Annotated in this window: 18 protein-coding genes; 7 read left to right on the top strand and 11 right to left on the bottom strand. The window is 37.3% G+C overall.

Annotated features, from left to right (window positions below; genetic code table 11):
- Positions 1-6: 6 nt before the first annotated feature.
- From BXY75_RS03830 to BXY75_RS03820, 3 genes are all read left to right on the top strand, one after another.
- Entirely contained in the window at positions 7-1089 is a 1083-nt protein-coding gene (locus BXY75_RS03830) for an SRPBCC family protein (RefSeq protein WP_121906365.1), read from the top strand.
- 88 nt (positions 1090-1177) lie between these two features.
- Entirely contained in the window at positions 1178-2356 is a 1179-nt protein-coding gene (locus tag BXY75_RS03825; protein ID WP_121906364.1) for an acyl-CoA dehydrogenase family protein, read from the top strand.
- A gap of 117 nt (positions 2357-2473) precedes the next feature.
- Positions 2474-3370, top strand: coding sequence for a metallophosphoesterase family protein (locus tag BXY75_RS03820; protein WP_121906363.1), 897 nt, complete (start codon positions 2474-2476; stop codon positions 3368-3370).
- Between the two features lie 5 nt (positions 3371-3375).
- Here BXY75_RS03820 and BXY75_RS03815 read toward each other — a convergent pair whose 3' ends face one another.
- The 9 genes from BXY75_RS03815 to trmB all read right to left on the bottom strand — a co-directional run bounded on the left by BXY75_RS03815 (position 3376) and on the right by trmB (position 11271).
- Complete coding sequence (locus BXY75_RS03815; protein ID WP_121906362.1) at positions 3376-4521, bottom strand: tetratricopeptide repeat protein; 1146 nt, start codon at positions 4519-4521, stop codon at positions 3376-3378.
- Positions 4522-4618: 97 nt separating this feature from the next.
- Positions 4619-6319 carry a T9SS type A sorting domain-containing protein gene (locus BXY75_RS03810; RefSeq protein ID WP_121906361.1) on the bottom strand — a complete coding sequence of 567 codons (1701 nt, stop codon included), beginning with the start codon at positions 6317-6319 and terminating at the stop codon, positions 4619-4621.
- A 64-nt stretch (positions 6320-6383) separates the two neighbouring features.
- Positions 6384-6713, bottom strand: a complete 330-nt coding sequence (locus BXY75_RS03805) for a 2Fe-2S iron-sulfur cluster-binding family protein (protein WP_121906602.1) — start codon at positions 6711-6713, stop codon at positions 6384-6386.
- Positions 6714-6854: 141 nt separating this feature from the next.
- Complete coding sequence (locus tag BXY75_RS03800; protein ID WP_121906360.1) at positions 6855-7907, bottom strand: NAD(P)/FAD-dependent oxidoreductase; 1053 nt, start codon at positions 7905-7907, stop codon at positions 6855-6857.
- Positions 7908-7981: 74 nt separating this feature from the next.
- A complete protein-coding gene (locus BXY75_RS03795; RefSeq protein WP_121906359.1) occupies positions 7982-8227 on the bottom strand; it encodes a NifU family protein in 246 nt (81 codons plus the stop codon).
- 1 nt (position 8228) lies between these two features.
- On the bottom strand, positions 8229-9380 hold the full coding sequence (locus tag BXY75_RS03790; protein ID WP_121906358.1) for an Mrp/NBP35 family ATP-binding protein: 1152 nt from the start codon (positions 9378-9380) through the stop codon (positions 8229-8231).
- A gap of 221 nt (positions 9381-9601) precedes the next feature.
- Positions 9602-9931: an MGMT family protein gene (locus BXY75_RS03785; RefSeq protein WP_121906357.1), complete on the bottom strand. Its 330-nt coding sequence runs from the start codon at positions 9929-9931 to the stop codon at positions 9602-9604.
- Positions 9931-10557, bottom strand: coding sequence for a LysE family translocator (locus BXY75_RS03780; protein ID WP_121906356.1), 627 nt, complete (start codon positions 10555-10557; stop codon positions 9931-9933). The genes BXY75_RS03785 and BXY75_RS03780 overlap by 1 nt, the downstream gene beginning before the upstream one ends.
- 33 nt (positions 10558-10590) lie before the next feature.
- Positions 10591-11271 (bottom strand): tRNA (guanosine(46)-N7)-methyltransferase TrmB, encoded by a 681-nt coding sequence (gene trmB, locus BXY75_RS03775; RefSeq protein WP_121906355.1) that lies wholly within the window; start codon positions 11269-11271, stop codon positions 10591-10593.
- Positions 11272-11351: 80 nt separating this feature from the next.
- Between trmB and BXY75_RS03770 the strand changes: the two genes are divergently transcribed.
- Positions 11352-12413: a glycosyltransferase gene (locus BXY75_RS03770; protein WP_121906354.1), complete on the top strand. Its 1062-nt coding sequence runs from the start codon at positions 11352-11354 to the stop codon at positions 12411-12413.
- Here BXY75_RS03770 and BXY75_RS03765 read toward each other — a convergent pair.
- Positions 12387-13430, bottom strand: a complete 1044-nt coding sequence (locus BXY75_RS03765; protein ID WP_121906353.1) for a sensor histidine kinase — start codon at positions 13428-13430, stop codon at positions 12387-12389. The two genes, BXY75_RS03770 and BXY75_RS03765, sit on opposite strands and share 27 nt — an antisense overlap.
- Positions 13430-14113 carry a response regulator transcription factor gene (locus BXY75_RS03760; protein ID WP_121906352.1) on the bottom strand — a complete coding sequence of 228 codons (684 nt, stop codon included), beginning with the start codon at positions 14111-14113 and terminating at the stop codon, positions 13430-13432. The genes BXY75_RS03765 and BXY75_RS03760 overlap by 1 nt, the downstream gene beginning before the upstream one ends.
- A 218-nt stretch (positions 14114-14331) precedes the next feature.
- Between BXY75_RS03760 and BXY75_RS03755 the strand changes: the two genes are divergently transcribed.
- From BXY75_RS03755 to BXY75_RS03745, 3 genes are all read left to right on the top strand, one after another.
- Positions 14332-15273: a T9SS type A sorting domain-containing protein gene (locus BXY75_RS03755; RefSeq protein WP_121906351.1), complete on the top strand. Its 942-nt coding sequence runs from the start codon at positions 14332-14334 to the stop codon at positions 15271-15273.
- Between the two features lie 93 nt (positions 15274-15366).
- Entirely contained in the window at positions 15367-16341 is a 975-nt protein-coding gene (locus BXY75_RS03750) for a LuxE/PaaK family acyltransferase (protein WP_121906350.1), read from the top strand.
- On the top strand, positions 16341-17378 hold the full coding sequence (locus tag BXY75_RS03745; protein ID WP_121906349.1) for a hypothetical protein: 1038 nt from the start codon (positions 16341-16343) through the stop codon (positions 17376-17378). The genes BXY75_RS03750 and BXY75_RS03745 overlap by 1 nt, the downstream gene beginning before the upstream one ends.

The following is a 17378-nucleotide window of genomic DNA, read 5'->3' as shown; positions in this document are numbered from 1 at the left end:
AAGTTAATGAAGTTTTCAATCGACCCGGATATTACAAAAGCAGAGACGCTACCAGCTTCTTTTTATAGAGATCAAACAGTTTTTGACGCCTTGAAAGACGCTGTTTTCTTAAAAACCTGGCAATGGCTTGGAAATGAAGATTTGGTACCTCTTGCACAGTCAGTATATCCCTTTATACTATTGGATGGCTACCTTACTGAACCCTTGCTCCTAACCCGGAATGAAGAAGATGAAATCAATTGTCTAACTAATGTGTGTACCCATAGAGGTAATTTGGTCGCACTTAATGGAGGGAAAGTTAAGAAACTTGTATGTATGTATCACGGTCGGCGATTTGATCTAAACGGGAATTTTGTAAGCATGCCCGAATTCGAAGCTGCAGAAGATTTTCCTAGACCATGTGATAACCTCCACAAATTTCCTTTGAAAAAATGGGGTTCGTTTTTATTTGCTGGATTGAATCCGCATTTCGATTTTGAGCAGGTAATTAAAAAAATGAACGAAAGAGTTGGCTTTTTACCCTTGGAAGAGTTTACAGAAAACAAATCGTTATCTAAGGATTATTTGGTACATGCGCATTGGGCCTTGTATTGTGATAATTATTTAGAAGGATTTCATGTTCCCTTTGTACACGAAGACTTGAACAATGTGCTAGATTACGGAAGTTATACCACAGAAATATACGAGTATTGTAATTTACAGATTGGTTATGCCGACGATGCTACCGAAACATTCGATCTACCGGAAGGGCATCCGGATCATGGAAAAAATGTGGCTGCCTATTACTATTGGGTTTTCCCAAATATGATGTTTAATTTTTATCCTTGGGGTTTATCAGTAAATATTGTCAAACCTTTGTCACTTCAAAGAACAAAAGTATCGTTTATTACCTATGTTTATGATGCTTCAAAAATGGATAAAGGTGCTGGTAGTCTTTTAGAAAAGGTGGAACGTGAAGACGAATTTGTGGTGGAGAACGTTCAACGAGGGGTAAATTCGGCATTTTACAAAGCGGGACGTTTCTCACCTACCAGAGAAAAAGGAGTACATCATTTTCATCGTTTGTTGGCAGACTTTTTAAACAAATAGTTTCCGAAAAAAGGAAAAGATTTTCAATGAAATAAATGGGTTATTCGTTGGCAATACCTAAATTTGGGCCGATTAAAAACCCAATAAGATGAAACCAGATTTATTCGAAGCTCCCGATTATTACAATATAGACGATTTACTTTCCGAAGAACATAAACTTATTAGAGATGCAGCTCGTGCATGGGTAAAACGCGATGTTTCTCCTATTATAGAAGAAGCAGCTCAAAATGCAGAGTTTCCAAAATCCATTATTCCCGGCTTGGCAGAAATAGGAGCTTTCGGACCATATATTCCTGAAGAATATGGCGGTGCTGGCTTAGATCAGATCTCTTACGGATTGATCATGCAGGAAATCGAAAGAGGAGATAGTGGGGTTCGATCTACGGCTTCTGTACAGTCATCTTTGGTAATGTACCCTATTTGGAAATACGGTAACGAAGCACAACGCAATAAATACTTGCCTAAGTTAGCTTCTGGAGAATGGATGGGATCTTTTGGATTAACAGAGCCGGATCATGGGTCTAACCCGGGAGGCATGGTAACCAACTTTAAAGATATGGGAGACCATTATTTATTGAATGGAGCTAAATTATGGATTTCTAATTCTCCTTTTTGTGATGTAGCCGTTGTTTGGGCTAAAAACGAAGAAGGCCGAATTCATGGCTTGGTTGTAGAACGCGGAATGGAAGGATTCAGCACGCCAGAAACACATAATAAATGGTCGTTACGTGCTAGTGCGACAGGAGAACTTATTTTTCAGGATGTAAAAATTCCGAAGGAAAACTTATTGCCGAATAAATCAGGATTAGGAGCACCATTAGGATGTTTGGATTCTGCCCGCTACGGAATTGCTTGGGGAGCTATTGGAGCTGCAATGGACTGTTACGATACTGCTTTACGTTATGCCAAAGAAAGAATTCAGTTTGGAAAACCAATTGGAGCATTTCAATTACAACAAAAGAAACTGGCCGAAATGATCACTGAGATTACAAAAGCGCAATTGTTGGTCTTGAGACTGGGACAATTGAAAAATGAAGGTAAGGCTACAACTGCACAAATTTCAATGGCTAAAAGAAACAATGTTGATATGGCTTTGAAAATTGCCAGAGAAGCAAGACAGATACTGGGAGCTATGGGAATTACAGGAGAATATAGTATTATGCGTCATATGATGAATCTAGAAAGTGTTATTACTTATGAAGGAACCCACGATATTCATCTTTTAATTACGGGTATGGATATTACCGGATTGAACGCTTTTAAATAAAAAGAATCTACTAGTATTAAAAGGCTTCTTCTACTCGGAGAAGCCTTTTTTGTTCTTAAACTTCGGAAGGTGTTTGGCATTATTGGGTCAAATTGTATCTTTAAACAAAGAAAACCTATGTCTTCACAAAAAAGGATAAGTCGGGCATATGAAACTGCGCGACGCATTTCATTTAACGATGCTTCCAAATTTATTATTTTCAGTGATTGTCATCGAGGGGATAATAGCTTTGCAGATGATTTCGCCAACAACAGAAATATTTATTATCATGCCCTTCGACATTATTTTATCGATGGATTTACCTATTGTGAAATAGGTGATGGTGACGAACTTTGGGAAAACCTCACATTCAAATCTATCTTCGAAGCTCACAAAAATGTGTTTGACCTCATGCGCCTTTTTTTTAATGAAAATCGCTTATATCGTGTGGTGGGTAATCACGATATGGTATATAGAAACCAGCGCTTTGTTGAGAAAAACCTATATAGCTATTTCAACAAAGTAACAGGACAAGATGAACCCTTATTTCCTGGGATAACCTTTACAGAAGGTTTGGTTCTCGAACATGAAGAATCCAAACAAGAATTATTTTTTATGCATGGCCATCAAGCCGATTGGATGAATTATAAAGGTTGGAAGTTTAATCGTTTTATGGTACGTGCACTCTGGAGGCAGCTTCAGGTTTTTGGCATAAGTGACCCTACAAGTCCCGCAAGGAATTATACCGAATTGATCAAGGTTGAAAGAAGAACTAAAAAATGGATTATTAATAATAAGAATATATTTACCATTACCGGACATACACACAGACCTCGTTTCCCGGAACCTGGCGAGATTGCATACTTTAACGATGGAAGCTGTGTACATCCAAGAAGTATTACTGGTTTAGAAATAGAAAACGGCGCAATTTCTTTGATCAAATGGCAAATTGCTACCAGTGAAGACGGCACTTTAAAAGTTATAAGGGTTCTACTTGAAGGACCTCAAAAATTAGTAAATTATAAAACGGAATAAGTACATTATTTTTTTTGCAATTCTAAATCTTGAGAAACTGCAGCATCATAGGCAGATGCATTTCTATTTTGTTTATTCAATTCCCGATTGTCTAACTCCCCTTTTACCAGTCTTTTCTGGACCTCATGGATTTGATTAGTCATTCTCACAATTTTTAATTGTCGAAATAGTAATACTGTAATCAAAATCACTCCTAGCGCTACTAAAATATAAATCGTTTTCATCAATTTGGCGCGTTGGGAGATAAGACTCAGTTGGTCTTTATTTTTACTAAGTTCGGCCTTTAATTGTAGAATTTCGACCTTGCTCATTTCTTTGGCAGTATTTAAGCGATCACTAATAGCTGCATGATTCTCAAAATGAAACAGCGCTTTTTCGAAATCGCCACTAGTTCTGTAAATATCGGACAGTAAATAATGTGCATCACTTTCGGCATTTAAATCTTCTTCTTCTTTTGAAAGTTTTAAGGCAAGTTGCGCCTGCGTTTCAGCTTCATCTTTTTTATCGAAAGCCAACAAAACATTAGCATAATTAAGATGTAAGGATGCAAACTCAATTTGAAGCAGTTTAGATAGCTCTAGAGAATATTCAAGATGTTCTTTGGCCATTGTAATATTCCCGGATTTAAACTCAGTCTCTCCCAAATTTATATAATCGATCGCAAGCCCTATGCTATCACCATCCTGTACGGATATGTCTATGGCCTTCAAATAATTCGATCTGGCCTCCTCCATATCTTCCATATCGAGATAAAGACCTCCAATATTGCTGTAAATGACACTTAAATTTCGCGTAGAATTTAATTTTAAAACCAAATCCCTTGTCCGTTTATAATTCCCAAGAGCAGCATCAAACTGACCTAAGGAGGTATTAATTAATCCTAAATTAAATAAAGCTCTTCCTTCACTTGCTTCGTGTCTCATGTCTTTAGCAAGATTATACGATTGTTCAGTATAGAAATAAGCGCTATCATGCTGAATTTGACCATCGAAATAGGCTTCGCCAATATCGGCAAGTAAGTTTATTTTCTTTGCGGTGGTTATTTCTGCGCTGAGAAGTACTTTTAGACTATCAATTTGCTTATCCTGAGCCGTTACATTTCCGAAGAAAAACAGCGAGAATATAAGTAAACATTTGATTTGCGGAGACATAAAAATTCTTAGGACCGTATAAATATACAGCTTTTGTAGGAATTTACAACGTTTTTCTAATATGATGGTCTCTTCAACTACCTCATCGTGCTTAAAATCAGTTCTTAATAAATCTCTTAATAGCCGATACGGTTTTATCGATGTTGTAAAGTTTCAGAAAATAAACCCCGGAAACCAATTGCCGAATACTCAACTCGTTCTCAACAATTCCATTTGCCAATAGCTTTCCATCAATACTATACATAGAATAGAAAAGCACCTCACTAAAATTGTGTGTATTTATATATAAAACGTTGTTAGCCGGATTGGGATACAGGTCAATTTCTAAGTAAGTTGCTTCAGAAACTCCCAAATCACAATTTATATAATCCAAAGGTACAAGCGTACATACAGACGCCATATACTCAAGTCTGTTTGCCGCTCCATAAATCACATCAGCCTGAGAAGCAATATTTCTTTCGAAAAACAATCCCGGAGTTCCCTGTACCTGATATCGGTATAATACTCCGTCATCTGTAATTGCTATAACATCGTTCGATTGACAATTTACAAAACGATTTGAAATCGCCCGAAATGGTGTAATATCGTTACAGAAAACGGTTTGTGAGTCTGTACCATCATAAGCATAAAAGTCATTTAACATACCTTGATACAGTAGATTTCCTTTAAAAAAAGTTGCGTCACCGGGAGAACCTTCAGGTATCTCAAATTCTGAAATAATCGAATTAGTCGCTAGATCGAATGTAAGCACCTTATTCTCTGTACTTCCAATAAGCAGGAATTGGTTTGAAGCATTTCCAACAAGTCCGTTATACCCTTCAATGCCGCCAACGGGAGCAATAGTTTCGGTGGTGCTATCACCAAAAATTTGAATAATTTCCTGCCCGTCAGTGATTCCATACAGCAAGCCTTCCGAAGAGAAAGCTATATCTAAAATGATAGTTCCCGAAAGGTCCATTTCGATTAAAGGATAGTGGTTATAGCCTGTATCTACATATCCAATACTATTTATTTCCGTATTGTTATTATACTCACAAACAAAGACGTAATCATCCCGAAGAAATTTACAATACACTTCTTCAAGGGCAACCAAGTTACAATCATAAGCAAATTGCTCATTGATCGTAGTGGCTCCATTAATTCCGCCAACGGCTGAATACACATCATCAATTAGACTATAAGTCTGACCTTCTATATCGTATTCCCATACTTTGCCACCAGAGCCAAAAGCCAATAATAGATTAGTACCGCAGCTTGTTGAAAAATTTGCCATTCCCCACAATCCGATAGAATCTGCACAAGCCACACTTTTTACAACATTTCCATCATAGGCAAGCACATCTTCAACATTGGTACCTTGAAATAACAAATTACCCTTATAATAAGTAATATCTCCCGAATTACCCGTTCCTATAGGCTTTTGAGAAATGGTATTCGCATTTATATCGTATTCTACCAATTCATTCAAAGCTGCATTGATAAAAGTTAAGTGATTATTATTATACACTAATCCATTTGTAAATAAATCGCCGGGCCATTGATAAACAGTATCATATTCCCCTGTTGCTAAATCGATGTTAATAATTGTTCCGTTGGCATCAATTCCATAAAAATGGTCTTCATCTGCATACGCTATATCGGTTAAAAGTAATGAGCTAGGGACATTGACTGCGATAACAAATTGGGTGGTTCCCGTACTATACTCATAGGTGTAAATTTCATTCTCACCGTTAAGTAGATAGAACTCCTGAGCATTTAAAAAAGTCGAGAAAAGAAAGAATATCAATACATATCTCATAGCAAAAGATTTATGTTATTGATTCAAGATAGTGAAAAATTCCTACAAAATTGAATGAAAAATTTTAGGCCTCTGGTGCTAGTTCGACAATCAAACCGTCCATTTCCGGCCTCATCTGGATCTGGCAACCCAAACGACTATTGTCTTTGACATTAAATGCTTCAGCTAGCATAGCGTCCTCATCGTCGGTTACTTCCGGTAATTGATGATCACTTTCAACGTAACATTGACAAGAAGCACACATCGCCATACCCCCGCAAATCCCAATGGTACCTTCCGGCGCGAGTTCGTACGAACGTACAATCTCCATCAGGTTCATATTCATATCGGTAGGTGCATCAATGGCATGAGCAACTCCTTCACGGTCAATAATTGTAATTTTAATATCAGTCATACTAATAATTTGGGCGTGCCCCTTAATCGTCATTACTCACTTTAATAAAATGCTTCTACGGGTCGGGCTTTCACTACTCGCTTTCTCTTTTGCCGTTGGCACAGAGAAGAGCTCAAACATACCGCTCAATCCCTCACGCGATTAAGTTATACTTTTTATTACAGCTTTTGGCGCTTCTTTTTTAGTCCCGTCAAATCCTTCAACACCTCCTACGGTGGTATATTTCATAACGTATCGTTTCTCTGGGTAAATACGTTGAAAAGCACTCTGACACATCAATGTAGCTTCATGAAAACCACAGAGGATAAGTTTTAATTTTCCCGGATAGGTATTTACATCTCCAATCGCATAAATGCCTGGAATATTGGTCATATAATCCAAAGAATTATCAACTTTAATGGCGTTTTTTTCAATTTCTAACCCCCAGTCGGCTATAGGTCCTAATTTAGGTGCCAGTCCAAACAACGGAATAAAATGATCACAGGCTCTGTCGAATTCATCTTCTCCCCGCTTAATAGTCACAGCTTGTACCTTTTCCTTTCCAATAATTTCTATTACTTCGGCAGGTGTAATTAATTCTATTTTACCAATATCTTTCAGCTCTTGAACTTTCTCTACGCTATCTAAGGCACCCCGAAATTCGTTACGCCTGTGAATGAGTACGACACTTTCTGCTACATCTGCCAGGAAGATACTCCAATCCAGCGCAGAATCACCGCCTCCGGAAATTATAACCCGTTTATTTCGATACAACTCTGGATCACGAATAATGTACTCTACCCCTTTATCCTCATAATTTGCTATTTTAGGAATCGGTGGTTTTCGAGGTTCAAAACTACCTAGTCCTCCAGCGATTGCAACTATAGGCGCATGGTGTTTTGTTCCTTTAGAGGTGGTCACAATAAATGTCCCATCATCTAATTTCTCTATCGTTTCTGCCCGTTCTCCTAAGGTAAATCCAGGTTGAAACGGGGCAATTTGTTTCATAAGGTTATCCACTAAGTCACCTGCAAGAATTTCAGGGAAAGCAGGAATATCGTAAATGGGTTTTTTGGGATATATTTCTGAGCATTGGCCGCCAGCTTGTGGCAAAGCATCAATTAAATGACATTTTAATTTTAATAAGCCTGCTTCAAAAACAGTAAAAAGACCCGTAGGTCCCGCGCCAATTATAAGTATGTCTGTTTTAATCATATAAAACTATCTGCTAAATTTTACTTGCGGTAAAAATAAAATGACTTTTAAGATTGGAAAATTATTTCAATCATTTATTCTATATTTATTACGCTTTCTATTTGTGGAGCATGTTTTTTAATCGTCATTTCCACACCGCTTTTTAGAGTCATCTGGTTCACCGTACATCCAACACAGGCTCCTTGTAACTGTACTTTTACAATTTTTCCATTGTCTATAGAGAGCAATGAAATATCACCTCCATCACTTTGAAGGAAAGGTCTAATCTCATCGAGAGCTGCCTCTACTTTTGCTGTTAATTCTTTATCCTGTGTTGTCATATTATTTTTTTACTGCACTACATCCCGCCATAGTGGTAATTTTAATAGCTTCGGTAGGGGGTAATGATTCATTTCTTCTCACGGTCTGTTCTACTACATTTCTTGTAATAGACTCGAAAGCTTCCTCTAATAGTGATGCTGTTTGCAGTGCCGCCGGTCTTCCGGCATCTCCTGCTTCACGGATACTTTGCACTAAAGGTAATTCGCCTAAAAATGGGACTTCCAAATCTTCAGCAAGATTTTTAGCACCTTCTTTTCCGAAGATATAATATTTGTTTTCCGGCAATTCTTCCGGAGTAAAATAAGACATATTTTCAATGATACCCAATACCGGAACATCGATATTTTCTTGTTTAAACATGGCTACTCCCTTACGGGCATCTGCCAAAGCAACGGTCTGAGGCGTACTCACAACCACAGCTCCTGTAATAGGAAGCGACTGCATAATACTTAAATGGATATCACCTGTTCCAGGAGGAAGATCAATTAACATAAAATCCAATTCTCCCCAAGCAGCATCAAAAATAAGTTGATTCAGTGCTTTTGAAGCCATAGGTCCTCTCCAAATCACAGCTTGATCAGGTTGGGTGAAAAAGCCAATAGAAAGTATTTTTACTCCGTAATTTTCAATGGGTTTCATTTTACTTTTACCATCCACAGTTATAGACAATGGTTTTTCCATGGCAACATCAAACATAATTGGAATCGACGGCCCGTAAATATCTGCATCTAAAATTCCAACTTTAAACCCCATTTTTGATAAGGTCACAGCCAGGTTTGCCGTTACGGTAGATTTACCAACCCCTCCTTTTCCGGATGCCACAGCCACAATGTTTTGAATTCCCGGAATGGGTTTTCCTTTTATAAGATTTGCGTTTGCATTAGCGCCTTGTGGTTTTTCCGGTGCTTCTACTTTGATGTTTACCTGTACCTTAGCATCGGCATTCACTTTTTCCTGTATCACCTTTATCACATCTGCTTCTGCCCGTTTTTTAATATGTAAGGCAGGAGTGCTGAGCTTCAAATCCACGATTACTTCATCTGCAAATGTAACAACATTGACAAGGGCGCTACTCTCAACCATATTCTTTCCTTCCCCAGCAACCGTAATGGTTTCCAATGCTTTTATAATATCTTGTTTACTGATTTTCATATAATATAAACTACAATATTTAGAATCATTCTAAAATGCAAATATAAGAGTATTTGTTTGGATTTTAAAGCTGTTGGATTGATTTGATTTATGATGTGATAAGTGATATCAAGATCTAAAATTTATGTTTTTATCATCATAACCCCTCCGCCTTTGGCACCTCCCCTTAAAAATAAGGGGAGGAAATATTTAACTTTCTTGAACACTTAGTATTGAAAATTCTAAAGCTCCTTTGTAGGATCCCAGAACAAGGACTCGAAACTTTGAACTTTATGCTCTTTCACCTTCACACCTTCACTTTCAAGTAGCTGTTGCATCAAATTTGTGCCATCGAAATGATGTTTACCACTTAAGAGACCGATGCGGTTTACCACTCTATGCGCAGGAACATCACCATCTTTGCTAGAGGCATTCATTGCCCAACCTACCATACGAGCACTCCCTGCCGCACCTAAATATCTGGCGATTGCACCATAGGAGGTCACTCTTCCATAAGGTATTAGTTTTGCAACTTCATGAACCTGTGTAAAAAACCCATCCGAAGTTTTCATTAGATCTCTTTTAATACTTTTAAAAAGGTAATCACCGAAATAGTCGCTGTGATAATGCCAATGATATAATTCATGTTTACCTTCATCTTTGTAGTAGCTTCTTTTCGTTTGAAGAATTGAATATACAGCATCAACATTACAAATGTTCCCAATCCGGAGGCGATTACCGCTGCCCACAATTCAGGCTGCGTAAACTGAAACCATCCAAAACCTGCAAAGGTGATACTAATATATACCCAATATGGAAATGGCAATAAATTTAACGCTCCCAAGAGCATTCCGTAGAAAAAACGATTGGTCTTCGAGTGTTTTCCGTTTTCAGGAATCTCCCTTCGTGTATCCTTCGCGATAAAGAAAAAATAGATCGTAATACATATAAAAATACCGAGTGCTACCTTTTGTAAAATATCAACGATCTCGGGATGATGATCCAAATATTTCGCGAACAATAATGCGATATACGTTTGGATAAAAACCGTAACACAAACACCAATAGAGAAAAGAACAGCGGCCTTGCGGCCTTCTTTCATGCTGATTTTCGCGGCCGACATATTTAGCAATCCCGGCGGAATTACACCTATCAGTGCTGCTAAAAAGCCTACTAAAAAATTTAAAATTAGCGCCATGAAAGCTTGGTTCGGAATGTGAATATACCAATTTTATTCATAACGGAATTTAAAACGTACGTAAGTGATTTTCTTGTTTTCATCAAGATACTGCTTTTCATAAAACGTCTGAATTTGAGTCACATCCTTAGGTGAATGAGAGTTGCCGTATACGTCATGATGTGCATATTCGATGTCCTCATCCAATCCATGTAATAATCCGAGTGTGTATCCATGCATAAACTCGCTGTCGGTTTTAAGATGCACCACACCGTCAGGTTTTAGAATTTTTTTATACTTATCCAAAAATTCCATATTGGTAAGACGATGTTTTGTTCGCTTAAATTTAATCTGTGGATCGGGGAAAGTGATCCAAATTTCATCTACTTCATTCTCATCAAACATCATGTCGATAAGTTCAATTTGGGTGCGAAGAAACCCAACATTATCGAGTCCGTCTTCAAGTGCTGTTTTAGCGCCTCTCCAGAATCGAGCTCCTTTAATGTCGATCCCCAAAAAATTCTTATCGGGATGTGCTAGCGCCAGTCCCACCGAATATTCTCCTTTTCCGCAGCCTAATTCCAACACTAACGGATTGTTATTTTTAAAGAAATTCTTACGCCAATTTCCCTTTAAATCCAGGCTGTCGTTTTCGGCTTCCAAGCGGGTTGGCTGCACGACATTCGAGAAAGTTTCGTTCTCTTTAAAGCGCTTTAATTTATTCTTACTTCCCACAAATTTAAATTTTTGGTAAAACTAAGGAAATATTATAAGGCAGCTATTATCACTACTTTTGTTTTCTTGAAAACTAATTAATGATAAAATCCAAAACCATATTGGTTGCACCGCTGCATTGGGGTCTGGGACACGCTACCCGCTGCATTCCGATTATTCGTGCGTTGATTGATCATGGTTATCAGGTTTTATTGGCTTCAGACGGCACGGCATTGTTATTACTTCGGAAAGAATTTCCAACTTTAGAAAGTGTCGAATTACCATCCTATAACATTTCGTACACAAAAAAGGCTAAAAATTTTAAGTGGAAATTAATTCTGAAGCTTCCGAACATTCAGAAAACAATGACTTCAGAAAAGAAAATAGTAAAAAAACTAGTTTCCGAAGGGAAAATTCAAGGTATAATAAGTGACAATCGATTGGGAATTCGTAGTAATGAAGTCCCTTCCGTTTTTATGACACATCAACTTAATGTTCTTACCGGACGCACCACCTGGTTTACAAGTAAAATACATCAGAAAATCATTGCAAAATACGACCAATGTTGGGTTCCCGATGTCGATGAGCCGGTAAATCTCAGCGGTCGTCTTGGGCATTTAACTAAATCCAAACTCAATTTAAAATACATTGGACCGATTTCAAGATTTAAAAAACAGCAGCTTCCCATTAAAAATGATATTTTAATTCTACTATCAGGTCCCGAACCTCAACGCGGTATCCTGGAAATAAAACTCTTAGATATGTTTAAAAATTCTGAAAAAAGGATTTTACTAATTCAGGGTGTAGTAGAAAATAAACAAAAAACAACTACTATAGATGCTATAACCGTGGTAAATTTTATGCAAACTGAAGCTCTTGAAACTGCGATAAATGAAAGCGAATTAGTCCTCTCACGTTCTGGATATACCACTATTCTTGATTTAGCCGTTTTAGAGAAAAAAGCATTCTTTATTCCTACACCGGGACAATACGAACAAAAATATCTTGCCAAACGACTTAAATCGACTGGAATCGTGCCCTCCTGTAATCAAGAAAATTTCAAGATAGAAAAGCTGGAACAACTAAAACTATACAAGGGTTTAACTGATTTCAAAGCAACTACAGATTTTGCGAGCTTATTTCGCCTTTTCGAGGGTAAATGAGAATTCGGATCCAATCCCAATCTGACTTTCGACATAGATCTTTTCACCATGAGCATCCATAATGTGTTTTACGATAGAAAGTCCTAATCCACTTCCTCCTTCTTTTCGAGATCCGGTTTTATCTACTCGGTAAAAACGTTCGAACAGACGTTGGATATTCTCCTTTTGAATCCCTTCGCCATTATCGGTCACTCTTATAATCACCTTATTTTTTATAAGATCTTCGATACTCACTTCGGTTGTACCACCATACTTACCGTATTTGATAGAATTTACCATTAAATTTAGCAACACCTGCTGGATGCGTTCGGGATCGGCCTTCACAAAGATGCTATCCTTATAGATAATATCGAACGTAAGTTGAATATTCTTCTTCTCGGCTTTCATCTCCAATTGATCCATGGTGTTTTGAACCAATTCGATAATATTAAAGCGTTTCGGTTCGATCGCCAGGTTCCCTGCTTCCAATTTGGATATCATGTCCAGATCCTTGATGATATGAATTAATCTGTCAACTCCTTTTCCAGCTCTTTGCAAGTAATTTTTGCGTACGGCTTTATCGTTCATGGCACCATCTAAAAGTGTTTCAATATAGCCCTGAACTGTAAAAAGTGGTGTTTTAAGTTCGTGTGAAACGTTCCCTAAAAACTCCTTACGATACATTTCCTGTCCTTTAAGGGACTCGATCTCCAATTTCTTATTCTGTGCAAAACGCTCCACTTCTTTAGTTAGCGTTTCCATATCTGTGGTAATTTGCTGTTTACTAAAGCTTGTCGCCTCTAATAAGGTAAGATCATCGTAAATTTTCTGAATTCGTTTGTAGATAAAATTTTCAACCCTACTTTGAATAATAAAAAAACAAATAAGATAACAAATTATTGCAAACGCAAGTAAATACCAATAACTAATTGTTTGATTATAATAAAAAAAAACACCCATTACGAGTGTTAAAAAAGTAGTGATATAGGATGAAGTATATCCTGCAAATTTATATGTCTTTTTAAAATCGGTAGCCATTACAGGACAAATTTATATCCAACTCCTTTTATTGTTTTAAATTTAGTATCACCTATCTTCTCACGTAATTTACGAATATGTACGTCTATAGTTCTTCCGCCAACAATGACTTCATTTCCCCATACTTTATCTAGGATATCCTCTCTTTTAAATACTTTACCTGGTTTCGAAGCTAAGAGCGATAATAATTCGAATTCTTTTCGTGGCAGAACGAGTTCTTTTTTACCAATGGATATTTTATATTCTTCCCTATTTATTATAAGGTCTCCAAGTTTCACTAATCCTTGTTCATCGTGTGATTCTTTGTATCGTCTCAATAAAGCTTTCACCTTACTCAATAATACTTTAGGTTTAATAGGTTTTGTAATATAGTCATCGGCACCTGCCTCAAAGCCAGCTAATTGCGAGTAATCTTCTCCTCTTGCCGTTAAGAAGGTAATGATAGTTTGGGATAGTTCGGGCACCTTTCTAATCTTCTCACAAGCTTCAATCCCATCCATTTCAGGCATCATTACATCGAGAATTATAAGATGTGGCAAATGTTTTTTTGCAGCGCTTATCGCCTTTATTCCATTAGCCGCAGTAAAGACCTCATAACCTTCCGAAGACAGGTTATATCCTACTATTTCCAATATATCCGGCTCATCATCAACTAGTAAAATTCTAATATCCTTCTTCTTCATAAATAATGATCTAATTTCAAAGGTCTAAAGATAACACTAAATACTCTTTACCTTAAAGAGCACATACAATTGTTAACGATTAGGTAACATTATGTGGCTTGTTAATTGATAAAACCGGTAGGATATTATTTAATTGTTAAACCTTTTCAAAAATAATCTTTTACTCACTATTGCATCTAGAATTATGTATCTTTGCACATTAATTTAAGAAACACCTTATGATGAAAAAAATTACTACAATTGTTGCCTTTTTTATGGCCGCAACAACTTTTGCACAAATAGGTACTAGTTTTGAAGAACCTGGAGTTTTTACTATCCAATATGTTGACACCGGGGACGCCAATGTAGCACATGACTTGATTAATAACACAGATGAACCATTTGTTGATTTTGCCGCAACTTCAGGCGAAATTGGATACAATGCTTCATATACACCTTACGACACTCCCGGTTCAGGACTTACCGATGGAGATTTTGTTGGAGTTACCGATTTTGCTCCTACAGCAACAGATCCTTACACAGATGGTACGCAAGGTTATCAAATTAGTGATGCCGATGGTAACTATATCTTAGAATTCGATGCTATCGATACAGGAGCTACAGGAGTAATTACCCTGACTATGGATTACTTCATCGCTGACACAGGATATGAAGGTGACGGAACTGTTAATGAATCTGGTTCAGACAGATTTAGAATCTACCTTAAAGACCTTACCAATACTACAGAAATCGACATTCTTAATACTACCGGAAGTGACATTAATGACTTGGCGATTCAAGGTTTTTGGAATAATGCAAACGTAGATCTTTCTACTCTTGGCGGTGCAACCGTTCAACTTGTTGTAGAAGCTAGAATCAACGCTGGAGTGGAGGCTATCTATCTAGATAATATCGTATTCGATCAGTTAATTGGTACTCAGGATTTCGCTCAGGATCAATTTTCTATGTTTCCAAATCCTGCGACTAGAGGCTATGTAAATATTTCTTCAACAACTTCAGGTGCTAAAAATGTGGCTGTTTATGATGTTTTAGGAAAGCAAGTTATCAGTACTACTTTAACTGGTGACAGATTAGATATATCAGACCTTAACAGCGGTATCTATATCGTGAAGATCTCTCAAGGAAATACTTCTATGACTAAAAAATTGGTCGTTAAGTAATCTTACTTTTTATACAATTTATTAAAGCTTCTGTTTTTTGCAGAAGCTTTTTTTTATTGCTTATTTTTGAATTACTTTTTCTGAAATACCCCCATGCTGGAACATGATATTTTTACGATTGCTTCTTCCGAAGATTTTGAAAAACGGGCTTTGGAGGTTTTTAGGTTTCAATACAATAATACCTTTGTCTACCGCCAATATTGCGATCTTTTAAAAAAGAAGCCTTCAAAAATTCATCGAACTAAAGATATTCCTTTCTTACCCATTCAGTTCTTTAAAAGCCAAAAGGTGATAGCTTCGGAAAAGACTTCAGAAGTAACTTTCACCAGTAGCGGAACCACCGGAAGCATAACTAGTAAACATCATGTTGCCGACCTTGGTCTCTATCGGAAAAGTTTTTCCGAAGCATTTAAAAATACATACGGCGACCCTTCAGAATATGTCATTCTTGCACTTCTCCCGTCCTATTTGGAGAGAGATGGTTCTTCGCTTGTCTATATGGCCGAGCACCTTATAAAGGCGAGTAAACACCCTTATAGCGGATTTTACCTTAATAATTACGACGCGCTAATTAAAACTGTCACAGAACTCGATAGCAGTGGTCAAAAAACGATTCTTTTAGGAGTTTCATACGCTTTGCTGGATATCATCGAGAAGCAGTCTTTTAAGCTAAAAAACACCATCATTATGGAAACCGGTGGTATGAAAGGAAAACGACGGGAAATGGTAAAGGAAGAGTTGCACGACATACTAAAATCCGGATTTGGTGTATCACAAATACACGGCGAATACGGTATGACCGAATTACTTTCGCAGGCATATTCCAAAGGAAATGGTCTTTTTACTTGTCCGCCATGGATGAAAATCCTTACCCGCGACACCGAAGATCCACTCACCTTAATTAACGGAAGAAACGGCGGAATTAATGTAATTGATCTCGCCAATCTTTATTCCTGCTCGTTTATTGCCACTCAGGATCTAGGGAAAACTCATGCGAATGGAAGTTTCGAAATTTTAGGTAGATTTGACAACAGCGATGTTCGCGGTTGTAATTTAATGGTGCTCTAATGAATCAAAAACGAATGACAAATAGCGATGGATGTCTGTGGACATTTATCACCATTGTTATCACCGTCATTGGATTTGGAGTGATAAAATCGATCATCGATCTACCGGATACTTTCCTACTCATTTTCGTAATCATTTTCTCACTTATACTTACATCGCTCTTTTTAGGAAAACCGCCCTTACGAATGCTTTTTAGGCATGGAATTGTACTTTTCATTGTTTTCTTCGGAATAAAACTACTAGGTGGATATTTACTAAATCTGATTACTAATTTCGAAATCGATCGCCCTGAATTTTCTTCGGAAGAAACCGTGACTCATGATATTATTTTAGAAGCGAATGACACTATAGCCGTGTTTACCAGCAATCGAAACTGGACAGATAATTATGGAAATAGATTTAACGGCCCCTTAACCGTTCGACAAGCGGATTATTTCAGCTTAAAAGACCAACTGAAAAATTATATTCCTCCTCCAAGTGGGAATTTCTGGGGTAATCTTTATCAGCATTTAGATACTACCGATGGTCCGGCGTTAGATTTGGTAATGAAAACATTTAGTGATATCAACTCAGCGAAACAACTCAACAAGATGGAATTTGCAGAGATGGTAGTGAGCTGCATTCAAGACATTCCGTATTCTTTTGTGTTCCAGGAAGAATGTCTTCCGGCAGATTACTATGAGTCCTCAATTCGCGATATTCTGGAAAAATGTCCCGATTGCTGTGTGGGTAATGTCTTATTCGGAATTCAGAATCCGGTCTCATTTATACAAAGTTTGAAAGGAGATTGCGACACTAGAACGGCACTTATTTATTCGATCCTTAACCATTTTAATTATGATGTCGCCATTTTAAACAGTGATTTTTATAAGCACTCTATAATCGGAATCAATCTTCCATCTACAGGGAAATCAAAACTTTTCCGAGGAAAAAAATATGTAGTATGGGAAACCACAGCCAAATATTACCAAGCAGGTGTATTACCTTCTAATTTTAACAATTTAACCCACTGGAATATTGTATTAACCAGCAAATAA

Source organism: Ulvibacter antarcticus, assembly GCF_003688405.1.
GTDB classification, from domain to species: Bacteria; Bacteroidota; Bacteroidia; order Flavobacteriales; family Flavobacteriaceae; genus Ulvibacter; species Ulvibacter antarcticus.
This window is presented reverse-complemented; position numbering and strand designations above follow the sequence as displayed.

What these genes read in the sequence shown, in the direction of transcription:
- BXY75_RS03830 (WP_121906365.1), top strand. Translation starts at nt 7, where the DNA reads ATGAAGTTTTCAATCGACCCGGATATTACAAAAGCAGAGACGCTACCA.
- BXY75_RS03825 (WP_121906364.1), top strand. Translation starts at nt 1,178, where the DNA reads ATGAAACCAGATTTATTCGAAGCTCCCGATTATTACAATATAGACGAT.
- BXY75_RS03820 (WP_121906363.1), top strand. Translation starts at nt 2,474, where the DNA reads ATGTCTTCACAAAAAAGGATAAGTCGGGCATATGAAACTGCGCGACGC.
- BXY75_RS03815 (WP_121906362.1), bottom strand. Translation starts at nt 4,521, where the DNA reads ATGTCTCCGCAAATCAAATGTTTACTTATATTCTCGCTGTTTTTCTTC.
- BXY75_RS03810 (WP_121906361.1), bottom strand. Translation starts at nt 6,319, where the DNA reads ATGAGATATGTATTGATATTCTTTCTTTTCTCGACTTTTTTAAATGCT.
- BXY75_RS03805 (WP_121906602.1), bottom strand. Translation starts at nt 6,713, where the DNA reads ATGACTGATATTAAAATTACAATTATTGACCGTGAAGGAGTTGCTCAT.
- BXY75_RS03800 (WP_121906360.1), bottom strand. Translation starts at nt 7,907, where the DNA reads ATGATTAAAACAGACATACTTATAATTGGCGCGGGACCTACGGGTCTT.
- BXY75_RS03795 (WP_121906359.1), bottom strand. Translation starts at nt 8,227, where the DNA reads ATGACAACACAGGATAAAGAATTAACAGCAAAAGTAGAGGCAGCTCTC.
- BXY75_RS03790 (WP_121906358.1), bottom strand. Translation starts at nt 9,380, where the DNA reads ATGAAAATCAGTAAACAAGATATTATAAAAGCATTGGAAACCATTACG.
- BXY75_RS03785 (WP_121906357.1), bottom strand. Translation starts at nt 9,931, where the DNA reads ATGAAAACTTCGGATGGGTTTTTTACACAGGTTCATGAAGTTGCAAAA.
- BXY75_RS03780 (WP_121906356.1), bottom strand. Translation starts at nt 10,557, where the DNA reads ATGGCGCTAATTTTAAATTTTTTAGTAGGCTTTTTAGCAGCACTGATA.
- BXY75_RS03770 (WP_121906354.1), top strand. Translation starts at nt 11,352, where the DNA reads ATGATAAAATCCAAAACCATATTGGTTGCACCGCTGCATTGGGGTCTG.
- BXY75_RS03765 (WP_121906353.1), bottom strand. Translation starts at nt 13,430, where the DNA reads ATGGCTACCGATTTTAAAAAGACATATAAATTTGCAGGATATACTTCA.
- BXY75_RS03760 (WP_121906352.1), bottom strand. Translation starts at nt 14,113, where the DNA reads ATGAAGAAGAAGGATATTAGAATTTTACTAGTTGATGATGAGCCGGAT.
- BXY75_RS03755 (WP_121906351.1), top strand. Translation starts at nt 14,332, where the DNA reads ATGATGAAAAAAATTACTACAATTGTTGCCTTTTTTATGGCCGCAACA.
- BXY75_RS03750 (WP_121906350.1), top strand. Translation starts at nt 15,367, where the DNA reads ATGCTGGAACATGATATTTTTACGATTGCTTCTTCCGAAGATTTTGAA.
- BXY75_RS03745 (WP_121906349.1), top strand. Translation starts at nt 16,341, where the DNA reads ATGAATCAAAAACGAATGACAAATAGCGATGGATGTCTGTGGACATTT.